At 56.2% G+C, this 26158-nt stretch carries 19 protein-coding genes; 13 read left to right on the forward strand and 6 right to left on the reverse strand.

The window, feature by feature from the left end:
- Positions 1-47: 47 nt before the first annotated feature.
- Positions 48-494, forward strand: a complete 447-nt coding sequence (locus ACYVGU_RS07985) for a ferritin family protein (RefSeq protein WP_460611633.1) — start codon at positions 48-50, stop codon at positions 492-494.
- Positions 495-904: 410 nt separating this feature from the next.
- Here ACYVGU_RS07985 and ACYVGU_RS07990 read toward each other — a convergent pair whose 3' ends face one another.
- Both ACYVGU_RS07990 and ACYVGU_RS07995 read right to left on the reverse strand, forming a co-directional pair.
- Positions 905-2875: a DEAD/DEAH box helicase gene (locus tag ACYVGU_RS07990; RefSeq protein WP_460611632.1), complete on the reverse strand. Its 1971-nt coding sequence runs from the start codon at positions 2873-2875 to the stop codon at positions 905-907.
- Between the two features lie 401 nt (positions 2876-3276).
- On the reverse strand, positions 3277-3468 hold the full coding sequence (locus ACYVGU_RS07995) for a cold-shock protein (RefSeq protein WP_044002346.1): 192 nt from the start codon (positions 3466-3468) through the stop codon (positions 3277-3279).
- 320 nt (positions 3469-3788) lie between these two features.
- On the opposite strand from ACYVGU_RS07995, the gene ACYVGU_RS08000 reads away from it, so the two are divergent.
- From ACYVGU_RS08000 to ACYVGU_RS08020, 5 genes are all read left to right on the forward strand, one after another.
- Positions 3789-4211 (forward strand): acyl-CoA thioesterase, encoded by a 423-nt coding sequence (locus ACYVGU_RS08000; protein ID WP_460621609.1) that lies wholly within the window; start codon positions 3789-3791, stop codon positions 4209-4211.
- Positions 4212-4278: 67 nt separating this feature from the next.
- The gene (locus tag ACYVGU_RS08005; protein ID WP_460621610.1) at positions 4279-4989 is read left to right on the forward strand and encodes a hypothetical protein; all 711 of its coding nucleotides are present in this window, start codon (positions 4279-4281) and stop codon (positions 4987-4989) included.
- Positions 4990-5059: 70 nt separating this feature from the next.
- A complete protein-coding gene (locus ACYVGU_RS08010) occupies positions 5060-8479 on the forward strand; it encodes a UvrD-helicase domain-containing protein (protein WP_460621611.1) in 3420 nt (1139 codons plus the stop codon).
- Between the two features lie 129 nt (positions 8480-8608).
- Positions 8609-9874 (forward strand): TCR/Tet family MFS transporter, encoded by a 1266-nt coding sequence (locus tag ACYVGU_RS08015; protein ID WP_460621612.1) that lies wholly within the window; start codon positions 8609-8611, stop codon positions 9872-9874.
- Positions 9875-10925: 1051 nt separating this feature from the next.
- Positions 10926-11480, forward strand: coding sequence for a rhomboid family intramembrane serine protease (locus tag ACYVGU_RS08020; RefSeq protein WP_460622002.1), 555 nt, complete (start codon positions 10926-10928; stop codon positions 11478-11480).
- Between the two features lie 19 nt (positions 11481-11499).
- On the opposite strand, the gene ACYVGU_RS08025 is transcribed toward ACYVGU_RS08020, so the two are convergent.
- From ACYVGU_RS08025 to ACYVGU_RS08035, 3 genes are all read right to left on the reverse strand, one after another.
- Positions 11500-12006, reverse strand: coding sequence for a vitamin K epoxide reductase family protein (locus ACYVGU_RS08025; RefSeq protein WP_460621613.1), 507 nt, complete (start codon positions 12004-12006; stop codon positions 11500-11502).
- An 84-nt stretch (positions 12007-12090) separates the two neighbouring features.
- The gene (locus ACYVGU_RS08030) at positions 12091-13314 is read right to left on the reverse strand and encodes a hypothetical protein (RefSeq protein ID WP_460621614.1); all 1224 of its coding nucleotides are present in this window, start codon (positions 13312-13314) and stop codon (positions 12091-12093) included.
- A gap of 28 nt (positions 13315-13342) precedes the next feature.
- On the reverse strand, positions 13343-13948 hold the full coding sequence (locus ACYVGU_RS08035) for a hypothetical protein (RefSeq protein ID WP_460621615.1): 606 nt from the start codon (positions 13946-13948) through the stop codon (positions 13343-13345).
- 346 nt (positions 13949-14294) lie between these two features.
- Here ACYVGU_RS08035 and ACYVGU_RS08040 point away from each other — a divergent pair, with 346 nt between their 5' ends.
- Positions 14295-17297 carry a PD-(D/E)XK nuclease family protein gene (locus ACYVGU_RS08040; protein ID WP_460621616.1) on the forward strand — a complete coding sequence of 1001 codons (3003 nt, stop codon included), beginning with the start codon at positions 14295-14297 and terminating at the stop codon, positions 17295-17297.
- Between the two features lie 12 nt (positions 17298-17309).
- Here the strand turns inward: ACYVGU_RS08040 and ACYVGU_RS08045 are convergent, their stop codons facing one another.
- Positions 17310-17843 (reverse strand): hypothetical protein, encoded by a 534-nt coding sequence (locus tag ACYVGU_RS08045; RefSeq protein WP_460621617.1) that lies wholly within the window; start codon positions 17841-17843, stop codon positions 17310-17312.
- 95 nt (positions 17844-17938) lie between these two features.
- Here ACYVGU_RS08045 and ACYVGU_RS08050 point away from each other — a divergent pair, with 95 nt between their 5' ends.
- From ACYVGU_RS08050 to ACYVGU_RS08075, 6 genes are all read left to right on the forward strand, one after another.
- Positions 17939-18373: a nucleoside deaminase gene (locus tag ACYVGU_RS08050; protein WP_460621618.1), complete on the forward strand. Its 435-nt coding sequence runs from the start codon at positions 17939-17941 to the stop codon at positions 18371-18373.
- A 71-nt stretch (positions 18374-18444) separates the two neighbouring features.
- A complete protein-coding gene (locus tag ACYVGU_RS08055) occupies positions 18445-22467 on the forward strand; it encodes a DUF7619 domain-containing protein (RefSeq protein WP_460621619.1) in 4023 nt (1340 codons plus the stop codon).
- Positions 22468-22500: 33 nt separating this feature from the next.
- A complete protein-coding gene (locus ACYVGU_RS08060; RefSeq protein WP_460621620.1) occupies positions 22501-22791 on the forward strand; it encodes a hypothetical protein in 291 nt (96 codons plus the stop codon).
- A complete protein-coding gene (locus ACYVGU_RS08065) occupies positions 22788-23168 on the forward strand; it encodes a hypothetical protein (protein ID WP_460621621.1) in 381 nt (126 codons plus the stop codon). The genes ACYVGU_RS08060 and ACYVGU_RS08065 overlap by 4 nt, the downstream gene beginning before the upstream one ends.
- Positions 23169-23271: 103 nt before the next feature.
- Entirely contained in the window at positions 23272-24099 is an 828-nt protein-coding gene (locus tag ACYVGU_RS08070; RefSeq protein WP_460621622.1) for a mechanosensitive ion channel family protein, read from the forward strand.
- Positions 24100-24252: 153 nt separating this feature from the next.
- Entirely contained in the window at positions 24253-26031 is a 1779-nt protein-coding gene (locus tag ACYVGU_RS08075) for a chloride channel protein (protein ID WP_460611617.1), read from the forward strand.
- The last annotated feature ends 127 nt before the right edge of the window (positions 26032-26158 follow it).

Consider the following 26158-nt stretch of genomic DNA (forward strand, 5'->3'; position numbering starts at 1 on the left):
TAAAGAGAGACATTGCTACCTTTTGTTAATCTTAACCTACTCTCCTTATGGATGCCAAAGCAACCCAAGCCGCCCTTAACGAACTTCTAGAAACCCTGAAAGACGGCCAGCGCGGCTACACCGAGGCCCTCACCGATGTGGAGGACGCTGATCTGAAACAGATTTTCAAGAAATACGCCGCTCAACGTTCCGAATACATTACGGAGCTGGAGGACAAGATGCACAAGCTAAACCTGCATCCCAAAGAAGAGTCGTCTATTACGGGTACAGTACACCGGGCCTTCATCAACCTGAAAGGCCTAGTAACTGGTAAAGACCGCCACAGCATTCTGGCGGAGTGCGAGCGGGGCGAAGACTACGCCAAGAAAGCGTACGAAACCGCCCAGAAAATCGAAGGCCTCCCCGGCGACCTGCACTCTCTCATTACCAAGCAGGCAGCCGGCATCAAGCAAGGCCACGATGAAATCCGCGACCTGCGCGACGCTTCCAAATAAACTACAACGCCTTTGTGAAATGCCAGCCAACGTGGGCCGGCTAGCTACTAGGTTGTTTTTAACGTGAAAGGTGCTCCGTCGTTTAAGCTTGGCTTAGCGTAACGGAGCACCTTTTTGCGTTTGCAATTCCCTAGCCTCTAGCTAGGCTTAAACCGAACATCAATTCACGCTCACCTTTTCATGAGCTTGCGTTACTAGGCTGCATCTGCACACAAACCGTTCAAGCTCAGCGAACTGCAGTATCTTAGCCACTACCCTGAGTCTGCGTGGCAACTCAGCAACAAGATGCTTCGGCAGTTTCAGCATACTGCCTAGGTCTGCTGCCAAACAAAAAGGCCACTCAATTGAGTGGCTTTTTTGTTGACTAGTATGTTCTACTGATGAGCGAGTAGCCAATCAGCTGGAGCTGACTATTCGCCGTCGTTGTCGCGCTTGCCTTTGTAGCCGCCACCGAAGCTTCCGCCACCGCGGTTGCCACCGTAGCTGCTACCGCCTTCCCGACGGTCGCCGCCGAAGGAGCCACCACCACGGTTACCGCCGTAGCTTCCGCCGCCGCGGTTACCGCCGTAAGAGGAGCCGCCTTCGCGACGCTCACCTCCGCCGTAGGAACTGCCGCCACGGTTGCCGCCGTAGCTTCCACCGCCGCGGTTACCACCGTAGGAGGAGCCGCCTTCGCGACGCTCGCCACCACCGAAGCCACCTGGACCCCGACGAGGACGCTCGCTGCCGCCGAAGCCGCCGCGCGTATTACCTTCCTGCTGGGCATCACCTTCCTGACGTGGGGTAGCAATGTTGAAGGCAACCGGACGGCCCTGGATGCTGCTACGGCCCAACTGAGCAATAACTTCCTCCACAAACTCATTCGGCACTTCCACGAAGCTAAACTTATCGTAGAGGGCAATATCACCTACTTTACCAGCCGTGAGGCTCGTGTTTTCGGCGATCAGGTCCACGATGTCGCGGGGATGCAGACGGTCTTTCTTGCCCATCGTAACAAACAGGCGGGTGAAACCGGCGCGGGCGGCACCTTGGGTGCGGCTGGCGTCGAGGCTTTCCTGCGCACGCTTGTCTTCCTTCATCGTCATCTTGAGCAGAGCAGCAGCTACGTCCAAAGACGTTACAGCCTCTTCCTGGTCCTGATCGATGAGGCGCTGCACGCGGGCAATGTACTTGTCGAGGTTACCCTTTACAATTACCTCCTTAATGGAGTTCAGCATCAGCGTGGTTTTCACCTCCGACACATCTTCGAAGGACGGCACGCGCTCCTGCTTGATGGTGGCTTTAGTGAAGCGCATGATGTCGCGCAGCTTGTAAATATCGCGGCCGCTCACAAAGGTGAAGGCTTTGCCCAGTTTACCAGCGCGGCCGGTACGGCCAATGCGGTGTACGTAGTATTCCTCGTCGGCGGGCAGGTCGTAGTTTACCACTACTTCCACGTTGTCCACGTCGATGCCGCGAGCAGCCACGTCAGTAGCCACCAGGATTTCCAGCGTGCCTTTGCGGAATTTGTCCAGCGTGTTCTGGCGCTGCTGCTGGCCCATGTCGCCGTGCAGACCTTCGGCGAAGTAGCCTTTGGCTTGCAAATCACCTACAATCTCGTCAACCATGCGCTTCGTGTTAGCGAAGACGATGCCCGACTTAATATTGTACATGTCGATGAGGCGCGTCAGAACGTCTTTCTTCTGCGGGCCACGCACCTCGAAGTAGCTCTGCTCGATGTTGGTAACCGTCATTTCCTGATGGTTTACCTTCACGATCTGCGGATCCTTCTGGTAGCGCTTGGTCATCTCCATGATCGGCTTGCTCATGGTAGCCGAGAAGAACACCGTCTGGCGCTCCTCAGGCATTTTCTTGAGCACCGTCTCGATGTCGTCGCGGAAGCCCATGTCCAGCATCTCGTCAGCCTCATCGAGGATGATCATTTTGCAGTTATCCAGCTTCAGGGTACCACGCTCAATGTGGTCCATTACGCGACCAGGCGTACCAATTACGATTTGCACGCCGCGCTCCAGAGCCCGGAACTGACGGTCATAAGAAGAGCCACCGTAAATCGGCACTACGGCCAGACCACGCTTATATTTGCCTAGTTTCTGGATTTCACCTGAAACCTGCACCGCCAGCTCGCGGGTAGGGCACAGCACCAAGCACTGCACTTCGCGCGAGTCGGTGTCGATACGCTCAATAGCTGGGATAGAGAATGCGGCAGTTTTGCCGGTGCCCGTCTGGGCTTGGCCGATAACGTCGCGGCCGGCGAGCAAGGCTGGAATGCCGGCGGCCTGAATCGGCGAAGCCTCTTCATACCCAACTTCGGCAATAGCACGCTGCATTTCTTCAGAGAGGGTCAGCTCACTGAACTTCATTTTTTCCTTTTCGTTTTCCATTTTGGTGTTGATGGAGTGGAGACAATAGCTCTGAAAACAGCGGATTCAGCGACGCTCTTCTCCCACTCAACAACAACGACAAGTGACGGAAGCAACGGACGGAAGACAAAGCCGGCCCAACAAGTTTCTTTAAGGCAGCTCTCAAGCTGCGCGGAACGTGGCCGTTCTCAAATGCGGCTGCAAAGGTAGGGAGAAATAATGATATTTGCATAACTCCTGCCATAATCAGGCTAGCCCCCACCGGGTGGTGAAGTGCTTGCCACTTAAACGCCGCGTGGCCAAAACAGGTTGAACCTGATACAGGACCTAGGCAATTCCATCTATATAGCTACCATCAGGGCACAAAAAAAGCAGGCTCGTCAGGAGCCTGCTTTTCTAAGATATCCGAGAAGGATACTGGACTAGGCCAGCTTCACTTTCACGGCGTTGGGGCCTTTTTTGCCCTGAGCGATTTCGAATTCAACCTTGTCTTTGTCGCGAATCTCGTCGATGCACTCGGTTACGTGAACGAACACGTCCTCGCCGGTTTCGTCAACTTTGATAAAGCCGAAACCTTTGGTTTCGTTGAAGAATTTTACAGTTCCTGTCTGCATGGTACTCTGGTGATGATGGATGTTTTTTCGGAAAGCGCACTCAACTCTGCTTTCCCTCCCAAAAGGAAGTACTCAACAGGACGGTGAAACCGCGTTTTCTTAATGTGATTCAAATATACACGGATATTTTAGATGTGGAATAGCTACCAGTTAAAGTCATGTAAATCCTCTGCGGAAGCTCAACAACACCAGAAATGCATTTAATCCCTGATTGTCAATCAATTGAATTGCCTCAAATAGCATCTTATTTTCTTTTTCTATCACCCTACTTCTGGCGGCTTAGCCCATTATTTTGTTACCAGCCCGATACCTTTGCTCTGATGCAAACATCTAGTCAGCCCGCCTTCCGCTTCTCCCGCCTCCTTACGGTTCAGCCTCAGGACATCGATGAGCTCGACCACGCCAACAATGTACAGTACGTGCGCTGGGTGCAGGACACGGCCGGAGCGCACTGGAATACAGCCTACCCTGCCGGTGAGCGGGAACGCTACATTTGGGTGGTACGCGAACATAGGGTGAAGTATCACCACCCTGCCTTATTAGGCGAGGAACTGCGTTGCACTACCTGGATTGGCGAAGTACGCGGCGCGCAGTGCCAGCGGTTTGTGCACATTGAGCGGGCTAGTGATAACAAGCTGCTCTGTGAGGCCGAAACCCAGTGGGTGCTACTGGACCCAACCACCAAACGACCTGTACGCGTGGAACCAGAGGTAATAAATCGGCTGTGGGGATCGGTGGAGTGAATTGCATAGTGCCTCACTACCTTAGTGAACTCCTTTATCTTCCTGCTTAACTAAGATTATTGCTGTCATGCGTCCCCTCTCCGCTCTGCTACTTACTAGCCTTTTGGCCAGCTGTAACTATGCCAAATCAAACCAACAGGTGTTGGTTTCTAATGATTGTGGCATGCAATGGAGCAAAATTGCGGCGGGTGATGCCGTCCCGAAAGGCACGATGAATCCATGCTACATGAAAGTGGTTATTCCCAACTTTCCAATGCAGGGGGATAGCCGGTTCATTACCAACCTCAAGGATCGGGTCCGGGCCTCGGTACATATCGACTACGACTACTCGATTATTGATCCACTGGCGTTTATCCGGCAGGCAAAGTATTTGGGCAAAGCCAATGCCCACGCCGACAGCAACGATGCACTCAGTCCAGCTGCATTTGAGGGAGCCGAAAACATGGTTATCGACAAGCGGATCCGAGACGTGAGCAAAGCGCTGTTTCTCACAGAAGATATAGTAGAGCTGGACCAGGCCGAAATCGAGAACAGCTTGCTAGTGCAGTCAAATAAGGTGTTGGAGCCGTTAGGGGTGCACCTGAACTTTATTACACTCACCTTCGATCTGGATGATCAGACTCGGCAGGCCATCGATATTTCTACGGCCATGAAGATTTACGAGAGCCGCAACCTAACGGAAGTAGGCAAACAGGTAATGATCCAACGCGCCGGCGCTACCAAAATTACCGTCGAAAACCAAGCCCCTTCGCCCCCCACCAACAAAGAGGAAGAATAGACTCTGATTCTACTATATACGGCTATTCACCTCGGGCAAACTTCTTCATTCGCATCCTATTATCCCCCCAATGCCCGCCACATTCCGCATTTACTCATCCTCAGCCGGCTCCGGCAAAACCTACCAGCTCACTAAGGAATACCTGAAGCTGGCTCTGGGCACTGATGAGGCGGCGTACTTCAAGCGGATTCTAGCCATCACGTTTACCAACGATGCGGCGGGTGAGATGAAGGAGCGCATTATTGGGGCCTTACGCCGGTTTGCACAACTAGCAGAAGGAGAACAAGATGCGCTGCTCACCGAAATTGCGGAGGAGTTGGCGGGTGAAGGTCCTCTGGCCTACCTCGAAACGCCTGAGGAACGGCAACGGGTACTGCGGGAGCGGGCGGCGCATACCTTTCGGCTGGTGCTCTACCACTACGCCGATTTTGCCGTCAGCACCATCGACTCATTTGTGCAGCGCATTGTTACGGCGTTTACCCGCGAGCTAGGGTTGCCCGCTACTTTTGAGGTAGAGCTGGACAGCGCCACCGTGCTGCAAAGCGCCGTAGCCCTGCTCCTCGACCGCGTAAACCGTGACCCCAACGCGGCTTTACTTTCGCGCACTATCTCTGATTTCGCCCTCAACAAAGCCGACGAAGGCCGCAGCTGGAACAACCTGCCGGAAGAGCTCGTCGAGTTTGGGCAGTTTCTGCTTAGTGAGCCGGTACACGAAGCGGTGGAGCAACTCCAGAAACTGAGTATGCAGGATTATCGCCGCCTGCACGAGGCCCTACGCCAGCGCAAAGCCGAAATTGAAGATGCCTTCCGGCAGGTGGCGCAGGTTGCCCAGGAAGCCGTTGACACGGCCGGCGTCGCGGATTCCGACTTGTACCAGGGCCGAAGTGGCCTACTAGGCTACCTTACTAGGTGGGAAGAACGCCTGCAAGCCGATAAAGAAGCCAACTCCTACGTGCGCGCCACCGTGGAGCAAGACAAATGGTATAGCAGCAAGGTGAAAACCGCAGCCGACAAAGCGCGGGTAGATGCCGTGAAGCCGGCCCTGCTCTCGGCCTACGAGCTAGTGGAGAAAATGCGCGCTACCCTCCTACCCGACTATCTGCTAGTAACGGGCATGCTACCCTATCTTTTTCAGGTAAGCCTGCTCAGCGAGCTAAGCAAATCAGTAGACCAGTTGAGCCGCGACCGGGGGGTAGTACTGATTGCCGAATTCAACCGCCGCATTGCCCAAATTGTGCTGCGCGAACCCGTGCCGTTTCTGTATGAGCGCATGGGCGAGCGGTATCTGCATTTGCTGATTGATGAGTTTCAAGACACCTCCGTATTGCAATGGAATAACCTGTTGCCGCTGGTAGAAAACGCCGTGGCTGGGGGCAACCTCAGCTTGGCCGTAGGCGACGCCAAGCAGGCCATTTACCGCTGGCGCGGGGGTGAGATGGAGCAGATCCTGCGCCTATACCAGGGCCAGACCGAGCAGCTGTATTTGAAAGCTACCGATGACGAGCTGCGCAATTTGCTGGCATCCCGTTATCAAACTTTGGATCAGAGCCTGGTAGCGGCCAACCTGAACACTAACTACCGCTCGGCTCCGGCCATCATCGAGTTCAACAACCGCTTCTTCACCCAAATCAGCGCCACGCACGCCTCCTTGCCACTGGTGCAGGGTATTTATGATGCCGACTTCACGCAGCAGGCGCCCGCAACGGCCTTGGGCACGCCGGGCCACGTAGAGCTGCTGTTCACGGAGGATGACGCGCCCGCCTGCCGCTACGATGCTGCCATTGGCACGTACACGCCCGAGCACCTGCCGGGCTACGCCACCGGCCAGACGCTGGACTACAACGAAAGCACCCTGTACCTCGCGCTGCAGCTGGTGGAAAAAGCCGTGGCCGATGGGTTTCGGCTGCAGGATGTAGCCGTGCTCTGCCGGCGCCGCGACCAGAGCCGCCGGGTAGCTAAGTTCCTGAAAGAGCGTGGCTACGATATTATTTCCGCCGACTCACTTTCCCTGGAGTTTGCCGAGGTAGTTAACCTGCTGGTGGCGCTATTTCGGGTGCTAAACCAGCCCGCCGATACCCTAGCCCGGGCCGAGGCTTTGCTGCTCGTAGACAGGGTAGTACGAGGCCAAGACCCTACCCCGGAGCGCGCCCGCCGCTGGTCAGAGCTGGCCAACGACGAATCAGTACAGCCGTTTTTTGACGAGCTGCGCACCCTGGGCTACGATGTGCAGGAGCGGGAAACCGGCAACCTGGGGTTGTATGAGCTGACCGAACGCCTTATCGGGCTGTTTGGGCTTCTGCATAGGGTAGCGGAGCAGGAATATCTGTTCCGGTTTCTGGACCTGACCTTGGAGTACAGCCTGCGGTTTGGCAACAACCTCAACAACTTCCTCACCTACTGGGACCAGCGCAAAAGCAGCCTCAGCATCAACGCACCCGCCGGCCGCGACGCCATCACCATCACCACGGTGCACAAAGCCAAAGGTTTGGCCTATGGAGTAGTGATTGTACCGTTTGCCGACTGGTCGTTGAGGCCGTACATGGGCACGCTGCTGTGGGGACGCCTAGCTAATACCGCCGATAAACCCCTTGCCGACATGCCTGCGGTAGCTGTGCTGCCCCACACCCAGGCGCTACTGCGCACGCCGCTAGCTACGCAATACACTGAGGAAACCGAAAAGACTTTTTTGGAAGGCCTGAACATGCTGTACGTGGCTTTCACCAGGCCGCGCCACCGTCTGTACGCCATCAGCCGCAAGCCCAAACCCACCAAAGCCGGCAAGGATAGTGAAACAACAGAAGTGATGGAGCCAGCCAAAACCGTGGCCGAGTTGCTGCACCGCTACCTTGTCAGTACCGTGCTCTGGGACGATGAGCAGATGGCCTACGTGCTGTCTGATGCGCACGGCTTCGTGCCCACACCCAAGAACCAGGAGCCACAACCCGATACGTCCCTACCCCTCTACAACCTTGTAAGCACTCCGTGGGAAGAACGGCTGCGCCTAAAGCGCCACGCCAACACCGTCTTCGATTTCGATGACCAACAGGCCCAACGCGAATGGAACCGCAAGCTGCATTACGCCCTGCGCCGTGTAAAGCGCGCTGCGGAGATTGACCGGGTAGCGGCCCAGTTAGTAGCAGAAGGCCTAGTGAGCACGCGCGAGCGGTCGGAGCTGCTACGCCGCCTGCATGAAGTAACGGAGCATCCCCAAATGAGCCATTATTTCAGCGCGCAGGTAGAGGCCGAGGCCGAGCGAGAAATTCTGGTGGGCGGCACGCGCAAGCAGGACTACAAGCCCGATCGTATCGTCTTCGAAACGACCAGTGGAGCAGGCCGCCGCGTTACGCTCATCGACTTTAAAGTGCCGCCGCCCGAGCCGCGCCACCGCCAGCCTCTGCAGCGCTACGCCCAGCTATTTCGGCAGCTAGGCTACGAGGAAGTACACTGCGTACTTTACTACTTTGACACGCAAGAAGTGTTTGTGTTTTAGGTTGCGGCGTAGGCATGCAACACGCTGCCAGCGCTAATCAGTTATACAAAGCGAAGCGGAAGGTTTCCTAGCCCGTAGGCTAACGGAAAGGCTACCTTTGCAGCTCGTACCTTTTATCTGCCTTCTTCTATGGCTGCTCCACGCAAAGCCGCGCTTGGCTTCATTTTCCTGACGCTGTTGCTGGATGTCATCGGTATTGGAATTATTGTGCCCGTAATTCCGGCACTGATCCGCCACCTCACCGGCGGCACTATCAGCGACGCGGCTCGTGTAGGCGGTTGGCTGGTGTTTGCCTTTGCCGTAATGCAGTTCTTGTTTTCGCCGGTTATGGGCAACCTCTCTGACCGGTTTGGGCGGCGGCCTGTGCTGCTCCTTTCCTTGCTGGGGTTTGGGCTTGATTACATCCTAGTAGCCTTTGCTCCCAACATCGGGTGGCTGTTTGCCGGTCGGCTGATTGCAGGCATTATGGGGGCCAGCTTCACCACCGCCTCCGCCTACATTGCCGATATATCGGCCCCGGAGGAGCGGGCCCAGAATTTTGGGATGATTGGCGCTGCCTTCGGTCTGGGGTTTATTATCGGCCCTGCCCTAGGCGGCGTACTGGGCAAGTTTGGCCATCAGGTGCCGTTTCTAGCTGCCGCCGCCATCACGCTTCTGAATGTGGTGTATGGCTATTTTGTGCTGCCTGAGTCGTTGCCCGTGGAGAAGCGCCGCCCCTTTGACTGGAAGCGCGCTAGCCCCCTCGGCTCCCTGAAGATGCTGCGGCGCTACCCCGTTATCACGGGGCTAGTGGCTTCTATGCTACTCATTTACGTAGCCGCTCATGCTACGCAATCCACGTGGTCGTACTATGTAATTGAGAAGTTTAAGTGGGACGAAGCTTGGATTGGCTACTCGCTGGGGGCATTGGGCTTACTGGTGGCCCTAGTACAGGGTATCCTGATTCGACGCATCAATCCGCTGCTGGGCCCGAAACGGTCGGTATTTTTGGGCATGACGCTGTATGCCGTTGGCTTCTTGCTCTTTGCATTCGCTTCCAAAGGCTGGATGATGTTTGTTTTCTTGGTACCCTATTGCCTGGGCGGTATTGCCGGACCGGCGCTGCAAGGCATCATTTCTGGCCAAGTGCCACCCACCGAGCAAGGCGAACTACAGGGTGCCCTCACTAGCCTGATGAGCGTAACCTCCATCATCGGCCCGCCCCTGATGACCAACCTATTTTCGTACTACACCAGCCCCGGCGCGCCCATTTACTTCCCCGGCGCGCCATTCATTCTGGGGGCAGTTCTTATTCTGGTGAGTTTACTGCTACTGGTCCGCTCCTTGTCCTCCTACGTGGTACCTACTACCGAAGGGGAACAAGCCAAGAAGCCCCTGATAAACGCAGGGCACTAGTTGCCCAACACGCGTTTCTGAACAACTATATTTTATGCTGGCGAATTACGGGTTTAAGCTACGGTGTATTTTCCTGCCAGCGCTGCTGCTGTTTCTATCATTTTTCGGTACCTATACTCTTCTCTATTGGCTATTGTCGCTGCACTGGCAGGTTTTCGATCTTAACTCAGAAATGAGCTTTTGGCTGCCTATAGCATTGGGAAGCATCACCGCTTTTATCGGATTGCGCAACCGGATAAACATGTTGCACCGGGGCTCAGATGACCGCTGGATAACCTTGTTCTATCTGGTTCCCGCCGGTATTATGGGAGCGGGTGCACTCCAACTCAGCGACTATCTAACTCAGGCAACCGGCACTCTCACTGCCTTACGTACGCCAACCGAAATAAAACACGCACCCCCATCACGTTTCTACACACTGCGGCAGGGATATGCTTATAAGCCTGGAGTCGGGCTGGAAATACAATTTACCCCTACGGATAAGAACTCCAAGCTTCGTATAGATGCTTATGCTGCTTGCCCGGTACTGGCCACCCCCGCTGATTCAAGCACGCGTTCGGCTTTGCTGTGGGTAGCCTGGAAAAGGTCGGAGACAATATCTGCAAGCCTCCCTAATGAAGAAAAGGAGAGGCTGTATAAAATATTCCTAGCCTCCTGCGACTCAGAGTTTCGGGCTGCTGACCTGACGCGCTACCGTTACTTATCCAGGGTAACTGCCGCGGAAGGCAAAGCTGAACTTCTGACCGCTGTCCAACGCAGCCCGTTTTATCAGGCGTCTGAGCCTCCGGTGCTGGTTGAACTCCAAACGGAGCCATTTGATCAGCGCACCCTCCCCCCACTTCGGAAGCTGGCTTGGATCCTGAGCATAGGGCTTGGCTTATACTTATTCATGTTTGTGTTTCCAGAAGTAGCTACTACCTCTGGGGAAATGTGGCTGACGGGTGGTAGCTACACGCCCCTGTGGCCCCAACTACAGCTTATCATTATACCTAGATCTGGGTATATAGCCACTCCCCTGCTTGTAGGGAGCATTCTGCTCCTATATCTGGCGATGGTAGGCGCAGGACTTGGGGTTGTGACATTCCGCACGGGTGATTTGCTCCGTTGGGGAGCCGTAAGCAGACCAACTGTTGAACAAGGCGAGTGGTGGCGCTTGCTGAGTAGCACGTTCTTGCACGGTGGTCTCATTCACATCATCTACAATGCGGTAGCTATGGCGTTGATTTGCTGGCTAGTGGAGTCAGTGGCCGGAACCATGCGGATAGTACTGATTTTCGTGATAAGTGCGCTGGGGGCAAGCTTGGTGAGCATATGGTGGCACCCGCAACTAGTTAGCGTGGGCGCCTCCGGAGCTATTTTTGGGCTTTTTGGCGCTGCCCTTGCTATGAGTGGAAGCCAACGCATACCAGAAGAAGACCGAGGGGGCCTTCTTCTGGTACCCATCTTATTTGGCGGCCCCAGCCTGTTAATTGGCTGGTTTCAGCCCACAGTCGATAATGCAGCGCATCTTGGAGGCCTAGCAACTGGCTTGTTAGTAGGCCTAGCTATGTTGCCTACCTTCCCGTCCTTTTACCAACGGTCTAGGCGTAGGTCGGTAGTGCGCTAAAGTAGGAGAGTACGCTTATTTACGAGGGTTTACCCAGCAGTTTGCGGGCGCCTTTCAGGGCTTCCGGCACGGCGAGGGCTAGGGAAGCGAACGAGGCAACAGTGGCGACTTGGCAGTAGAAACACAGAGCTTTATTCTCCTGCCACTCTTCCTGACCCAGCTTCACGGTAGTCAGCGAATCGAACAGGGTTTTGAGGCCCATAGCCACGGGCAACATAGGCTGGGTAGTGGCTCGGTGCAAGCCGCCGGCTCCGGCTAGAGTGGCGGTAATACCATAGGTAACAATCATGGGCAGCGCGTCGGGCGTATCCATACGCTTGTAGGCGTAGTCCGAGGCATCCACCTTATCGGAGTCAAACGGACCCACGGGCGGATCGGGGAGGTGCTTGATGATACCGGTTTGGTAGAGGCTCACGATTTGGCCCGCCACCACCCCTAGCAGGGAGAGGCCAATAATCCAGCGGCGGCGTTTGAGGTCGGTGCTTTTGCCATGACGTAGTTCAAGGCTGAGTTGAGTAGGATCCATCAGAAAAGAATAGCAGGTGGTTAGTGCTACCGGGTTACGTGTTTCTGAGGGGGTAGGGTTCAGGAACAGCTTGCCGCTAGTGCACTAGCTTGCCAGTTTTACCCGACGGTAGCGCAGCTGCTCGGGGTGGTCCTTTTCCGCGTAGAATTCAAAGCGTGTCGCTTCCGCGTCGATATAAAACTGAATTTCGGATGGCCGGACTGGCGGCCGGAATTGGGTCATTTGCCGAAATTTTACTTCCTGTGTGGCTGCTGGGCTCTGCTTGTTCAGTAGGCGTAGGTATCCTCCCTCCTCATCCAGCAGGTAGTAGGTGTTAGTAGCAGGCACGTAAGTTCGCGGCACATAATACCCGAGGTTGCTGGCAAAGCCATTGTACTGAAATCGGGCTACTTTCTCGCCTTGTAGGGTTAGCACAAAGGCATTGGGTTTGTTGCGCATGTGGGGCGGCACTTTCCAAACCATACTTTCCGCGTTGCCAAGACTATCATTCGTCACGATGTATTCGCCGTACTGATAGATGGTTAGCAGCGTACTATCAGAGAGAAAGCGAGCCAGAACGAGGTCGGCGTGCGGTTTTCTTAGGGGTAGTGCTGCGCGGCCCGCCCGCAAAAGCTGCTGGCAGCTGATAAAAGCGCCGCCGTGCGGGGCGGGCAGCGGGTCACAATCTGCTTGGCCTTCCCCAAAGTGGTTCCCAAAGGACATGTTATGGACGTTGCCTTGCATATCCAGCAGGAAGAAAACGTAGCTACCCACGTCGCTGCCCGGAATTGCAATTTCCTGCCAGAAAGCCAGCCCACCTAGTTCCGGATAATAGCCCAGAAAGCGGGGCGGCATTGGGGCGCTTACCACAACGATATCAGCCCCAACCACTTTAGAGAAATCTGATTTTCGAAACTCCTTTCGCATCACGGGTTGGCCGGCTGCTGTGGTCAGCACAACGCGGTAGTAGCCTGTGGGCCCTTTCACTAGTTGGTTGTTGGCAAAGTTGCTATCAGCGGCCAGAGCGGTTCCTACAATGCCATCTGTCTCGACGCGCAACATACGCGTTGAGTCGGCCTCGGCACTCAGGCGCAGGCGGTATGGCTTCCCGTCAATTTGGAAGGTAGTGTCCGTGGTAGCCTTTTCGTGTAATCCCTTCCCCATCCAGTCTACCGCATCGAACGCCTCTTGACCAGGAGAATCCACAGACGGTTGCAGTGAGTCTGACACCAGCGGCGGGGTAGTAACCTGTTCAGCTGGTTTCTCAGGTTGGCAGGCGGCAATTACGAAAGCAGCTATAGGGAGTAAACGACGAAGATTATATGCCATAAGGGCCGAGAATAAGCAAGGAACAGCATTAAGCCAGCGTTTCAACCTGTATTTCCACCTCGCCACTATAAGTGTTTACTCCTTTGAATATGGAAGGGTCCGCCGTTTCATTCGGCAACAAATAAAATTCCTTTGTTTCCGCAAGGCATTGCCATTTCAGGGAAGCAAACTCAAGATGCACCAGCCAGGAAGTAGCCGGCGGCACCTGGCCCGGAAGTGGCTCTAGCAGTTGCATAAACACCCCATTAGCTCCCTCCCGACATAGCGTAGATGCGAGCTGGCCGTGTAGGCCCACTACCTCCGGCTTCGTCAGCAACCGGCCGGTTAGTGGGCTGTGGCCTTGAAATTCCAACTCATCCCATTGCTCGCGCCAGTTTGTAAACTCTTGGTCTAGTCCGTCCTCATCCAGATTCTCCAGCCATAAATGCACAAACTCGTTATGAAACAGCTCTTCCACCTCTGGTGGTGCAACAGGCTCCAACGCAATCGGCATCTGCCCTAGTAAGTGCTGGCAAAAACCAACCAGCTTGTTCTTCGCTTCCCACACCACACTCATAAGCCCAGCCACTAGGCCGGCGCTGATGAAGAGCACGAGCACCGGTACCGTGCATACTAGCATCAAGCTAATCTCCATCCATTCCAACCAGGAGGTGCTGGATGGAGGTACAGGGGGGCGTACCACCTGCTGAACTGTAAACCTCATTTGCTGCAACTCATAGTTACTCTGCTAAGTAATAACACCCCATAAAATCAGGAGGCCAGAAGTGGGCAGATACTGAGAGCTGCACTATTGCTTTCTTACTACAGTTCTCGCATCACGGCCACCGGCCGGGGCAGAATGGGCATGCAATAAATTAGGAAGCTGGTTTCTATAACAGATTAGTGGGTGAAATTTAATTACAAAGTCCACTCACGAAGGTAGCAACCTGCTACCAGCAGGAAACGGTTTCCGACGCAACCAGCGTTATCTTTACTACTGTATGATTACCTCTCCCGCTCCTACTACCCTCGCTCCTCTTCTAAACCGCCCCGATACCACGCCTTTCCTTACCCGGATGGCGCGGGAGCTGGTGGCCAAGTATGGGCCTAGCGGGGAGTTGTCGGACTTGGTGGTGGTGGTACCTACGCGGCGGGCGGTGGTATACTTGCAGAATGAGCTGAGCTTGGCCGCCGAAGCCGGGGTAGCGGTCTGGAGCCCGCGCATTGCGGCCATGGAAGACTACATGGTGGAGCTAGCCGGCGTGCAGGTAGAGGAACCCATTGCCCTGCAGCTCCTGCTGTTTGAGATTCTGCGCGACATCGACCCCAAGCTGGATTTTGACCAATTTGTGGGGTGGTCGGGGTTGCTGGTGCAGGACTTTTCTAGCCTCGATCAGAACCTGGCCTCACCCAAAAAGGTGTTTGAGTACCTGAGCCAGGCCAAGGCGTTGGAGCGCTGGGACTTGGGTGCTGAGCCCGCCCCCCAAAGCACTACGGCCGCCTATTTCCGCTTCTGGGACGACCTCGAGAAAGTGTACTGGCGCCTGCGCCGGCGTATGGAGCAAAGCCACTTGGCCTATCCGGGCCTATCCTACCGCCTGGCTGTAAACCGCGTGCAGGACCGGCTAGAGAAAGATGAACCGCTGCCCCAACATGTGTTTATCGGGCTGGGCTTGCTCTCGAAGGCTGAGGAACGTCTGATCCGGCTGCTGCGCAAAGCTCACCGAGCCGAGGTGTTCTTCGATGCCGACGCATTTTACCTGGAACGCGGCTCACCCAACCGCGCCGGTCAGCACTTGCGTGAGTACCAGGAGCTGTTTGATTTGCCGTGGGAGAACTTCGGCGGCCCCGCTGAGTTGCTGCGCGGCTTGCCGCGCGAGGTGCGGTTTGTGGGTGTGGCCAACGCCAGTATGCAAGGCAAAGTAGCGGGCCAATTGCTAGCCGAATCACGGCGGCTGAACCCCAAAGCCAAGGTAGCGGTAGTCCTGCCCGATGAAACCCTGTTGCTACCCGTGCTGCACGGCCTGCCCCTAGATGCAGTGCCGGAGTACAACGTAACCATGGGCCTCAATTTCCAGAGCACGCCCTTGTTCAACCTCGTCGATTTGCTGTTTGAAGTTCACCTGACGGGCGTACGGGAAGGCTCGCCGGAAACCGGCTATGGCATTCCGCGCTACCACCATTTGGCCGTCAGTAAGCTGCTCCAGCACCCGTTTTTGCGCCGCTATCAGCAGTGGCTCGATAAACAAGAAGACCCCACATACCACGGCCTGCTCGACCACGTGTGCCGCACCATTGTGAAGCGCCATGCCGTGTTGCTGCCGGCCGAGGAGCTAGTAGAGCTGGGTCGTGGCCACGAGCTACTGCACGCCCTGTTTGCCACCTGGAATAACTGTGACGATATTATTGCGGCCTGCTATACCCTTATCAACCTGCTCAAGCAAGCCTACCAGGACCAGCATTCGGCTATCGAGGCCGAGTACTTGTACCTGTTTTTCACCCTAGTAAAGCGGCTCGATTCAGTGTTCGATTGCCGAGAGCAGCGCCTGTCGGTGCGCTCGTTCCGGCGGTTTCTCTACGAGCAGATGAAGGCCACGCGCCTACCCTTCAGCGGCGAGCCCATTGCTGATGTGCAGGTGATGGGCCTACTGGAAACCCGCGCCCTCGACTTCGACCACATCATTATTCTGAGCTGCAACGAGAACGTGCTGCCGGCCCCCAAACGCCACAGTTCCTTGTTCCCCTACGACGTACTCACCACGTTCCAGCTCCCCACCTACGCCGACCACGAAGCTGCCACGGCCCACCAGTTCTGGCGCCTGTTGCAGCGCGCCCGCCAGATTGACCTGCTCCATATTCTGCCCGGCGCCGAAGGAACCCGCACTGGCGAGCGAAGCCGCTTTCTGCTTCAGATTGAAAACGACCTGGCCGTACAAAACCCCGGACTAGTACTACGCGACCTGACGGTGACGTCGGCGGAGCCGGAAGCCACGGAGCCACCAACGCACGCGGGCGCATCGGCCCTGGAAGCATCCAACGAAACCACCGACCTAGTATTGGAAAAGGATGCGGGCATGCTGCTGGCCCTGCGCGGCGTCCTAACCAAAGGCCTGTCGCCGACGGGCTTAAACCAATACCTGAACTGCTCCCTGCAGTTCTATTTCCAACGCGTAGCCCGCTTCCGCGAAAACGACGAGGTGGAAGAAGCCCTAGGTCCCGATGGATTCGGAACCGTGGTGCACGAGGCGCTGGAAGACTTGCTTGGCCCCTTCCAGCAGAACCAGCAGCCCATAATGGCCGCCGACATACCGGGCCTAGTGAAGCTGGCTCCCATCATGGTTGCCAAAGCGCTGCGCCGAGAAGAAGACGGCCGCCACGCCCGCGCCGATGAGGGCCTGAACCATGTGCTGGGCCAGGTGGCCAGCCAGCTCGTGCGCCGCTACCTCGAAAGTTTGCTCGAACAGCCTGATGCCTTACCCCTGCTCGTCCAGAGCCAGGAAGAAGCCCTGCAAACTACCGTGTACGTGCCCCTGCCCAGCGGCGAAAAGCTACCCGTGAGCCTGGTGGGTTTCGCCGACCGTGTGGACCAGCTACCCGACGGCCGCCTGCGGGTTGTAGACTACAAAACGGGCATGGTAGAAAAGTACCACCTGCAACTGCTCAAGCGCGGCGAAGGCCCTGCCGAGGCCGTGCAGCGCCTGCTTACCGACGCCACCCCAGCCGCCGATAAAGTGCGCCAGCTCTGGCTCTACCGCTTTTTGCTGGCCCAAGGTGGCCGCCCCGCCGCCGATGCCGCCATCATTTCCCTGCGCAACCTCGGCGCCGGCCCCATGTCGGCGGATATGAGCTTTCTGACGGCCGACGGGCAAGATTTTGTGCAGCACAGCGAGCAACTGCTCAGTCAGCTCGTCAACCGCATCCTCGACCCTGAAGAACCTATCCGTAAAACCGACGACCAGGTTAAGTGTCAGTATTGCCCCTACAAAGGCATTTGCGCTAGGTAAGCACGTTTTTAATTAAGCGGGCCATTGCGCCCGGCGTCGGCGCCATTCGGCCCAGAAGAGCTCGTAGCCCTTTGCGTCCTCTTCATCCTCAGGAATCTCTTTGGGCTCGCTCTTAAAATAAAATTGCTCTACTTCATCAGCAAACCGCAGCACTTGCGTCTGATATTCAGCTAGTGGAATAACTATAGTCGGGCCAGCCGCCGCGCATAGCCGCACTTCATTTCCTTGATGCTCTACGCTCCAATCTACCCCATTTGGGCACCCCAGCACTAACACGTTGTCACTGGTTACGTCCGGCCACATCGTGAAGCCACAGCATGGCAAGAGCTGGTCGCCGACTGGGTGTTCCGGTGTATGATTGGTTGTCAGCGTCCGAAGCAGAAACAATCCCGCCGCGCTTACCGTCCAGCTGGTGCTGGTGCTATCCGACAATACCTCGCCGCCAAGGATAGCCTCTACTTTACTATGCGCACAGCGGTCTTCCGCCGCCGACAGGGTTTCGAGCCAGTGCAGGCCTAGCAGGCGAAGGGTAAATTGTTCTTGCATAACTCTAGTGTGCACAGCTCTTATTGCCCCATAAAAAATACCTTTGCAAGATTACTAGCTTCCTTTCAAGCCTGTACCTCACTACGCACGATATTATGGACAAATTCATGCAGGCCGCCATTGAGGAGGCCCTTCAAGGACGAAAAGAAGGCGGTATTCCGATTGGCTCGGTGCTGCGCCGTGGCGACGAAATCGTAAGCCGTGGCCGCAACAAGCGCGTGCAGGAAGATAACCCCATCAAGCACGGCGAAATGGATGCCCTGTTTAACGCCGGCCGCCAGCGTTCCTACCGCGACACGGTGCTGTACACTACCCTGATGCCCTGCTATATGTGCGCCGGCACCATCGTGCAGTTCAAGATTCCGAAGGTGGTAGTAGGCGAAGCCCGCACGTTCGGCGAGTCCAAGGAATTTCTGGAATCACATGGGGTGGAAGTAGTAATTCTGGACCTACCGGAATGCGTGCAGATGATGAAAGACTTCATCCGCGACGAGCCCACCCTCTGGAACGAGGACATTATGGAGCTGTAACCCCGTTTTACTAGCCTATTTACTCATCTGAACCTATCCTATCGATTCGACTTCTATCCGCCTGCCTTTAGATGCGTATTTTTTATGTAGTGTGCTGCTTGCTGCTGTTGCCGCTTGCCAGCTGGGCGCAAACGCCCTCTACTTTCCAGTTAAGCACGGTTTTCGGGACGCCGCTTGAAAACCCGCAGGATGTAGCCGCGGCGGCGCACCGCTATATCTATATTCTCGATAACGGGCTTGTCACTCAGCTGGATGCGGAAGGCCGATTCGTAGCCCAGCTAGATCCCAAAAGTCCCGACCCCAACAAAGCAAAGTTGGCAAATATCAGGGCCATTGGCGCCGACGCAGCGGGCAACCTGTATGTGGCCGACCGAGGAGCCCGCGAGGTCCGCAAGTTTAGCCCCAGCGGTCAGTTGCTGCTGACGTTCACTCATCCGCATTGGGTTTCTAATGACTATGCTTACCGCGACAGTTATCCGGAAAGCTTAACAGTGGACGCGGCCGGCAACGTGTACGCCCTAGAGCCTCTCCGGACTCTTAAATTCAATGCTCAAGCTCAGTTGCAGTGGGTGTATGACCCCAGAGACTATTGGACGACAGGAGGGGTATTCGGTATATCAGGTGGCCGAGACATAGCCATTAATTCGCAAGGGCTCGTTTTTTGTCTGGATTACGGGCATACTGTTACAGTTCTCGACGCAGCTACGGGCAAAAAGCAACGCTCCTTTTCTGTAAAAGACCAATCGTATACGGACAGTGCGCATCCAAGCCTAGCGGTTGATGCGTCAGGCAATGTGTATACGTTAAATGGTATTGCCATCAGCAAATCTGACTCGAACGGAATTTACCAGAATCTACTACGCCTGAGCGTTGAGGCGGAAACCTATGCCCTGACGTTTGACCAGGAAGACAACCTTTATGTAACTACTGCGCGCGCCACCAACCGCTACGACTATACAGGAGGCTCCCGGCTTTTCAAGCTGAACACTGCAGGGCAGCAGCTAGCCCAATGGGGCAACCAAACCAGCCAGAACTGCCTTACCCAGGACAAGCTGGGCAACTACTACGTGTATGAGGCTCTGCAGAGGCAGCTACGAAAATATGATGCCGCTGGGCAGGAAATCAACCGGTTTCCGGAGGCAGGCGCAGCCAAGCAGTTTTCAATAAATGACCGAATGCTGACCCTAGCTACGGACATTAGCGATAATGTGTATGCGTTGTATTTTGATTATGATGCTCAAAAGGTTGCTATCAACAAGTTCAACGCCCAAGGACGCTACATAACAACCATTCCGATTCCGATTTCTAATGACTATCTGTGGCCAGCGAGCCTGGCCATTAGCCCTGCCGGCGACCTGTACATCACGAACGGCTTTGAAGGACTTGTCTATAAGTTCGATTCCTCTGGACGGCAGCTGCTTCGATTTGGGGCCAAAGGGCGCGGGGCGGGGCAACTGGAGTTTCCGATGGCTTTGGCCGTGGATATCAGGGGGTATGTATACGTGGCGGATATCAACGGACACCGCCTGCAAAAATTCACTTCGGATGGCCGTTTTTTACGTGAGACGAAAAACCTCAGCGCCATTGATGACACGTACCCAAGGTGCACGGTTGGGCTGAGCGTAGATGCCAAAGGCACAGCATTTCTGAGTTCTACCCTTGATGCCTTTGTGCAAGTGTATGGCCCCGATGGCCAGCCTGGGCAGCGCATACCGGGCATGTTTTGCTACCCCTCCGTGAACCTCAAAGGCACCCGCCTGCTAGCTCTCAATAAAGACCGGGATGCCGTACACCTCTTCACGGCGCCCAGCCCAACCGCTGTCACAGAAGCCCTGATATCCGGACGCGTTTTTCAGGATCAGACCTTTACCTGCGCCAGCCAAACCGCCCCCGGCATGAAGGGGATGCTAGTGGTAGCGGAGCCCGGCAACTACTACGGCCTCACCGACGAGAATGGCACCTATACCATGGCCGTCGATACCGGCACGTACACTGTGCGGCAGTTAGTACCCAGTGAGCCCGGCCGCCAGATTCAGGTGACGTGCGCCACCAGCCAGAAGGTGCGCGTGGGTACGTACAACACCACCGTAGCCGGGCCAAACTTCGGCAACTTTGTTTCTGCTACTCCGCATCTGACTGTCAACGTTGCTTCGAACCGGCGCCGGCGGTGCTTCCGCAACCTCACTACCGTATCGTATGGCAATAGCGGGTTTGCGGCCGCCAACAATGCCAAAGTGCTTGTGGAGCTACCGGAGCATGTGGTGCTGGTAGCAGCCAACGCGCCCTATACCCGCACGGCGAAGGGCTACTACCAGTTTGAGGTGGGCACGCTCACGCCCAATCAACACGGCACCATCCTGATTCAGGACTCCGTAGCGTGCGGCAACTCTGCCATCCGGGGCCTGACGGTTTGCACCAAAGCTTGGATTACCCCCGCCAATACATATTCCGGCTCACCCAGCTGGAACGCGGCTTCCATCACGGTTAGTGGCACCGGGGAGGCTAGTAACCAAGCGCGCTTCACGGTAACCAATACCGGCAAAGCCGCCACCACCGACGGCCTCAACCTACGGGTGTACCAGGATGCGCAACTGGCGTTGGTGCATCGGTATTCCTTGGCCGCTGCTGACAGCCTAGTGCTGCGAGTGCCCGCCACCGGCCGGGTGGTGCGGGTGGAGGCCGACCAGCCCCAGGGCCACCCGCTGAAAATGATGGCCAGCGCCAATGTAGAACTGGCCAACCGTGTGACAGATGGTGTTCCGAGCGCCAGCATGCAGGCGTTCCCACTGGATGATACCGAGCCGGAAAAAGCCGTTGACTGCCAGCCTATCGTGGATTCCTTTGACCCCAACGACAAGCAGGTTGCTCCCATTGGCCTCACTGCCGAGCACTACACGCCTACTAACACGCCCTTGCGCTACCAGCTCAGGTTCCAAAACACCGGTACGGATGTGGCCTACCGCGTAGAGGTAGTGGATACCCTAGCCGCCGACCTCGATGTAAGTACCCTAAAACTAGAGTCTTCCTCGCACCCCTACCGCCTGAATGTATCCGGTAAGAACCGCCCGGTCCTGACGTTTACCTTCGATAATATTATGCTGCCCGACAGCACCCGGGATGTGCTGGGCAGCAACGGATTTGTACAGTTCAGCGTGAAGCCAAAAGCGGATCTGGCACCTAAAACCCGTATTGATAACGTAGCGGACATCTTCTTCGACTACAACGAGCCCGTCCGGACCAACACGACTGTAAACCGAATTTTTGATGTTCCACTCACTGTTAATCCGGCCATTCGGCTGCAGCCCCAGCAGGTTATCGTGACGCCTAGTATCCTGAGCTTTTCACCGATGCAGGGCCGCGTAGGCACCTTGGTTACGCTTACGGGAAAGCATTTTTCGCCAACCCCAGCCAGCAACCGCGTGCTATTTCAGGGAGTGGCGGCTCCGGTTCTGAGTGCTACCTCTACTTCGCTTACTGTGCGCGTTCCGGCTAATGCCGCTACGGCTCCCATTCAGCTACTCACCCCCGAAGGCGCCACCAAAAGTGCGGGCATCTTTACCTTTATTCCGGCTCCCGTACTTACCAGTTTCAGCCCTACAACAGGCAAACCTGGCTCCTCCGTTACTCTTACGGGGCGAAATTTCCGGGCTGGTGGGGCCACCGATACGGTTTATTTTCAGGGCACCGCCGCTACTGTTCTCAACGCCAGCGCTGAGCGCCTAGAGGTGCTCGTACCTGAAGGGGCACGCTCCGGACCTATTACTGTATCGGGGGCCGGCGGAACTGGCCAGTCTGCCATGCCCTTTACCGTCTCGGTCCTGACGCCCACTGCTACTGCTGATGCCTTTTCGGCAATCCAGGTGTACCCCAACCCTACGGCCGGCCTGTTTACTATCGACTGGCAGAAGGCGGATGTTGCGGTGCAACAAGTACGGGTATTTAATGCCGTCGGGAGCCTGATTTTCCAAGAAAATATGCGGCGTAATTCGCCGGCAGCCCTCACAGTAAATTTAGCGACCAACCAGCCTGGGCTGTATGTAGTTGTGCTTCAAACGGCCATGAGTACCATAACAAAACGCGTTACTTTGCACTAGAACGTCCAAAATCCCTGCGTTCTTGCTATGCCTATGACTGCAACCAAAAAATGTCCGCATTGCGGCCAATGGACCGAGTGGCACCAACAGCCCACCGACCTGTGCCAGCACTGCGGGCAGGTCTTGGAGCCCTATCGGGTGGCCAGCAACGAGGAGCGGCAGCAGCTGGCCGATGAACCGGTTTCGCCGCTGCTGCTCATCGAAATAAAGCCCGATGACAACGCGGCAGTGAAGTTTTTTAAGTACATCGTGCGGGGCGGGCAGCTGGCGTTTGCGGCCATCGTGTCGTTTTTGCTTTGGCTGGTGGCGGCCGCGGCCGGATGAGGAGCCGCTGGCCCGCGGAGCTGCGGCAGCCGCTGTTTGTGGCGGGCGCAGGACTATATGTGGTTTTGCAGGGTAACCGCCGCCTAGTGCAGGTGCCATTGCCCTCATTACTCAACTCGTACCTAGCTGATGTGCTAGCCCTGCCGCTGCTGCTAACCCTGGCACTGTGGTATATGCGGCGGGTCTATTTCCGGAAGCCCGGTTTTGTGCTGCCCGGTTCCTGGGTTTTCAGCACGTGGCTGGCCGTGGTGGTGGGGTTTGAACTGTTGCTGCCGATATGGCGCCCCACCGCCACGCCCGACCCCTGGGATGCGGCGGCGTATGCCGTAGGCGGCCTGGTTTTCTGGCGCTGGATGAACCGCCCGGCCCACGCGTAACCCCAACCTTGCCTCCCATTTGGCGCGTATACCCCCTCGTGCCGCCCCGCTGCCCCCGTGGTTGCGGGGCTTTGTTTTGTACTGTTGGAGTTTTTGAGTGCGTATGTTGCTAACAGATTTAACTCGGGTGCTGTCCAGCTACTGGGAGCAGTTTTTGTATTTGTTGCCGAAGCTGGCCGTTGCGCTAGTACTGCTGTTTCTGGCGGTTTTCGTGGCGAACCGGGCTAGTGCCTTACTAGGCAGCCGCCTGCGTAGTCGCTCCTCCGACCCCTTATTGCCTGATTTTCTGGCCAACATTAGCAAGTGGCTGGTGGTGCTAGTGGGTATTGTCGTGGCCCTCAACATTCTGGGGTTTTCCGGGATGGTGGGCAGCATAGTAGGCGCCGCAGGAGTATCGGCGTTTATTGTAGGCTTTGCCTTCAAGGACATTGCCGAGAACTTTCTGGCCGGCGTCATTCTAGCCTTCAACCGGCCCTTCCACATCAACGACACTGTGCAGATAAAGGACCTCATTGGGCACGTGGAGGCGCTTAACCTGCGCACTACCCTCGTTCGCACCTTTGATGGTAAACACATCTTCTTACCCAATTCCATGGTACTTAAGGAGCCCCTGATCAACTACACCCGCGACGGCAACCTGCGCCAGGACTTCCTGGTGAGTGTAGAGCTAGGACCTGATGTGATGCCAGATGTCGCCATTAACCTTATTCTGAACCACCTGCGCACCATTCCTGACATTCAGCAGAGCCCGCGGGCCCCGTACGTAAACCTTGAAAAAGCCACTACTACCGTGGCTGACTTGCGGGTGTATTTCTGGGCTGACTCGGAGGATTACCGCCGGGGCGTGCTGCAGCAAAAAAGCCGCGTGATGCAGGAAGTAAAACAGGAGTTGCTGGGCGCTGGCCTGGGCGTACCTACCCTGGGGCAGTAGGCAGGTTGGTGTGGTTGTTGGGGCTAGTACACTAGCGGGCGTTAGCTGCCGTTGCTAAGTCAAGGAAAAGTTATTGCCCTAGCGGCTTTTTCGCTAGGTTGCAGCGTCAGGCAGCGGCAGCGTAAATTCGCTTACTGCTGAGGTTATTCGCCCATGCCCCAAAACACCATTCACCGCCTGCTTCGCCCGTTGCTGCTGTGGCGCCTGCGCCACGTCAGCGACCGGGTGTACATTATCCTGGTGAGCATTGTGGTAGGGGTGCTGGCGGGCCTGGCGGCAGTATTGCTCAAAACGCTGGTCCATGACTCGCAGAGCCTGCTCAATGCCTGGGTTCCAACGCAGTACCGGGTGTTTTCCAGCTCCTTCTACCCCATCATCGGCATTGCTCTCACGGTGCTGTTTACTAGGTACTTTCTGGACGGCAACCTGGGCCGTGGTATTGGGCCTATCATCTACAATATTGCCCGGCAGGGCAGCGTGGTTCCGCGCAGCAAGCTCTATTCCCAGCTGGTTTCGTCTTTCCTGACGGTTACGTTTGGCGGATCGGCGGGTCTGGAGGCTCCTATTTCTGTTACGGGCTCGGCCATTGGCTCCAACGCTTCGCGCATCTTGCGTATTGGGCGGCGGGAGCGGCGCCTGCTCACGGGGTGTGGGGCCGCGGCGGGGGTAGCAGCCATCTTTAACTCGCCTATTGCGGGGGTACTGTTTGCCGTTGAGGTCATCCTTTCCGAGCTGTCGGCGGCGTACTTTGTGCCGCTGCTCATCTCGTCGGCTACGGCTACCGTGGTATCGAAGGCACTGTATGCGGGCCAGCCCTTCGTGCTCATTACTACCAGCTGGCCCGTTGATGCCGTGCCGCTGTACCTGATGCTGGCCGTGTTTACGGCCCTGCTGTCAGTGTACATGATCCGGGTGTACTTCTGGGCCGATGCGTATTTTGAGCATATACCGGGCAGCTTCCGTAAGGTGGTGCTGGGCGGCCTGGCCCTGGGCGGCCTGGTATTTCTGTTTCCGCCGCTGTATGGCGAGGGCTACAATATTGTGCAGCTCCTGCTAGGTGGCCGCGCCGAGCAACTCGTTGATAACTCGCTGTTTGATGTATTTCATGAGCAGAGTGTGTGGCTGGTGCTGTTGGTGGCCACGGGCAGTATGCTGCTGAAAGTAGTAGCTACTACCATTACCATTGGCTCGGGCGGCAACGGCGGGATGTTTGGTTCCTCGTTGTTTGCGGGGGCGCTGTGCGGTTTTGTGTTTGCCCGTCTCATCAACATGAGCGGCCTCTACCCTATCTCCGAAGTACACTTTATTGTGCTGGGCATGGCCGGCACCCTGGCCGGCGTTGTGCACGCGCCCCTGACGGGCATCTTCCTGATTGCCGAAATTACGGGCGGATACGCCTTGTTTGTTCCGTTGATGGTGGTCACGTCGGGCTCGTACCTGATTACGCGTTACTTCGAGCCCTACTCAGTATATACCCGTAAGCTGGTGCAGCGCGGCGTGTACGTAAACCAGGACCGCGACCGAAGTCTGCTGGCGCAATTGGATGTAACCACGCTCCTGCAAACCGATTTCTTGCCGGTGCACCCGGATGATACCCTCGGTGAGCTGGTGCAAACCTTCCGCCACGCTACCCGCAATCTGTTTCCGGTGGTTGATTCGGAGGGCCATCTGCACGGCATCGTGAGCCTAGACACAGTGCGCGACGCCCTCTTCGACGATGTGCATTACAACACCACCCGCGTACGCGACCTGATGAGCGATGCGCCGGCCATTGTCCGCCCCGATGATACCCTGCTGGACACCTTGCGCTGCATGGAGCAGCTAGGCGCCTGGGCCTTACCCGTCATCAGTCTCGACGATCGGTACCTGGGCTTTCTGCTCAAATCCACCATATTGGCCAACTACCGCCGCCAGCTGATCAAAGACAGTTAATGGAGGTAGCAGACCTAGCTTTTTTTGACTTGCCAACCTGTCTCTGTTTTAATAACATCCGAAAATTCAAGAACGTCCTGCTGAGCGGAGCCGAAGCATCTCTACCGCTGGCTAACTCATGTCGTAA

The organism is Hymenobacter tenuis (assembly GCF_054780495.1).

What these genes read in the sequence shown, in the direction of transcription:
- ACYVGU_RS07985 (WP_460611633.1), top strand. Translation starts at nt 48, where the DNA reads ATGGATGCCAAAGCAACCCAAGCCGCCCTTAACGAACTTCTAGAAACC.
- ACYVGU_RS07990 (WP_460611632.1), bottom strand. Translation starts at nt 2,875, where the DNA reads ATGGAAAACGAAAAGGAAAAAATGAAGTTCAGTGAGCTGACCCTCTCT.
- ACYVGU_RS07995 (WP_044002346.1), bottom strand. Translation starts at nt 3,468, where the DNA reads ATGCAGACAGGAACTGTAAAATTCTTCAACGAAACCAAAGGTTTCGGC.
- ACYVGU_RS08000 (WP_460621609.1), top strand. Translation starts at nt 3,789, where the DNA reads ATGCAAACATCTAGTCAGCCCGCCTTCCGCTTCTCCCGCCTCCTTACG.
- ACYVGU_RS08005 (WP_460621610.1), top strand. Translation starts at nt 4,279, where the DNA reads ATGCGTCCCCTCTCCGCTCTGCTACTTACTAGCCTTTTGGCCAGCTGT.
- ACYVGU_RS08010 (WP_460621611.1), top strand. Translation starts at nt 5,060, where the DNA reads ATGCCCGCCACATTCCGCATTTACTCATCCTCAGCCGGCTCCGGCAAA.
- ACYVGU_RS08015 (WP_460621612.1), top strand. Translation starts at nt 8,609, where the DNA reads ATGGCTGCTCCACGCAAAGCCGCGCTTGGCTTCATTTTCCTGACGCTG.
- ACYVGU_RS08020 (WP_460622002.1), top strand. Translation starts at nt 10,926, where the DNA reads ATGGTAGGCGCAGGACTTGGGGTTGTGACATTCCGCACGGGTGATTTG.
- ACYVGU_RS08025 (WP_460621613.1), bottom strand. Translation starts at nt 12,006, where the DNA reads ATGGATCCTACTCAACTCAGCCTTGAACTACGTCATGGCAAAAGCACC.
- ACYVGU_RS08030 (WP_460621614.1), bottom strand. Translation starts at nt 13,314, where the DNA reads ATGGCATATAATCTTCGTCGTTTACTCCCTATAGCTGCTTTCGTAATT.
- ACYVGU_RS08035 (WP_460621615.1), bottom strand. Translation starts at nt 13,948, where the DNA reads ATGGAGATTAGCTTGATGCTAGTATGCACGGTACCGGTGCTCGTGCTC.
- ACYVGU_RS08040 (WP_460621616.1), top strand. Translation starts at nt 14,295, where the DNA reads ATGATTACCTCTCCCGCTCCTACTACCCTCGCTCCTCTTCTAAACCGC.
- ACYVGU_RS08045 (WP_460621617.1), bottom strand. Translation starts at nt 17,843, where the DNA reads ATGCAAGAACAATTTACCCTTCGCCTGCTAGGCCTGCACTGGCTCGAA.
- ACYVGU_RS08050 (WP_460621618.1), top strand. Translation starts at nt 17,939, where the DNA reads ATGGACAAATTCATGCAGGCCGCCATTGAGGAGGCCCTTCAAGGACGA.
- ACYVGU_RS08055 (WP_460621619.1), top strand. Translation starts at nt 18,445, where the DNA reads ATGCGTATTTTTTATGTAGTGTGCTGCTTGCTGCTGTTGCCGCTTGCC.
- ACYVGU_RS08060 (WP_460621620.1), top strand. Translation starts at nt 22,501, where the DNA reads ATGACTGCAACCAAAAAATGTCCGCATTGCGGCCAATGGACCGAGTGG.
- ACYVGU_RS08065 (WP_460621621.1), top strand. Translation starts at nt 22,788, where the DNA reads ATGAGGAGCCGCTGGCCCGCGGAGCTGCGGCAGCCGCTGTTTGTGGCG.
- ACYVGU_RS08070 (WP_460621622.1), top strand. Translation starts at nt 23,272, where the DNA reads ATGTTGCTAACAGATTTAACTCGGGTGCTGTCCAGCTACTGGGAGCAG.
- ACYVGU_RS08075 (WP_460611617.1), top strand. Translation starts at nt 24,253, where the DNA reads ATGCCCCAAAACACCATTCACCGCCTGCTTCGCCCGTTGCTGCTGTGG.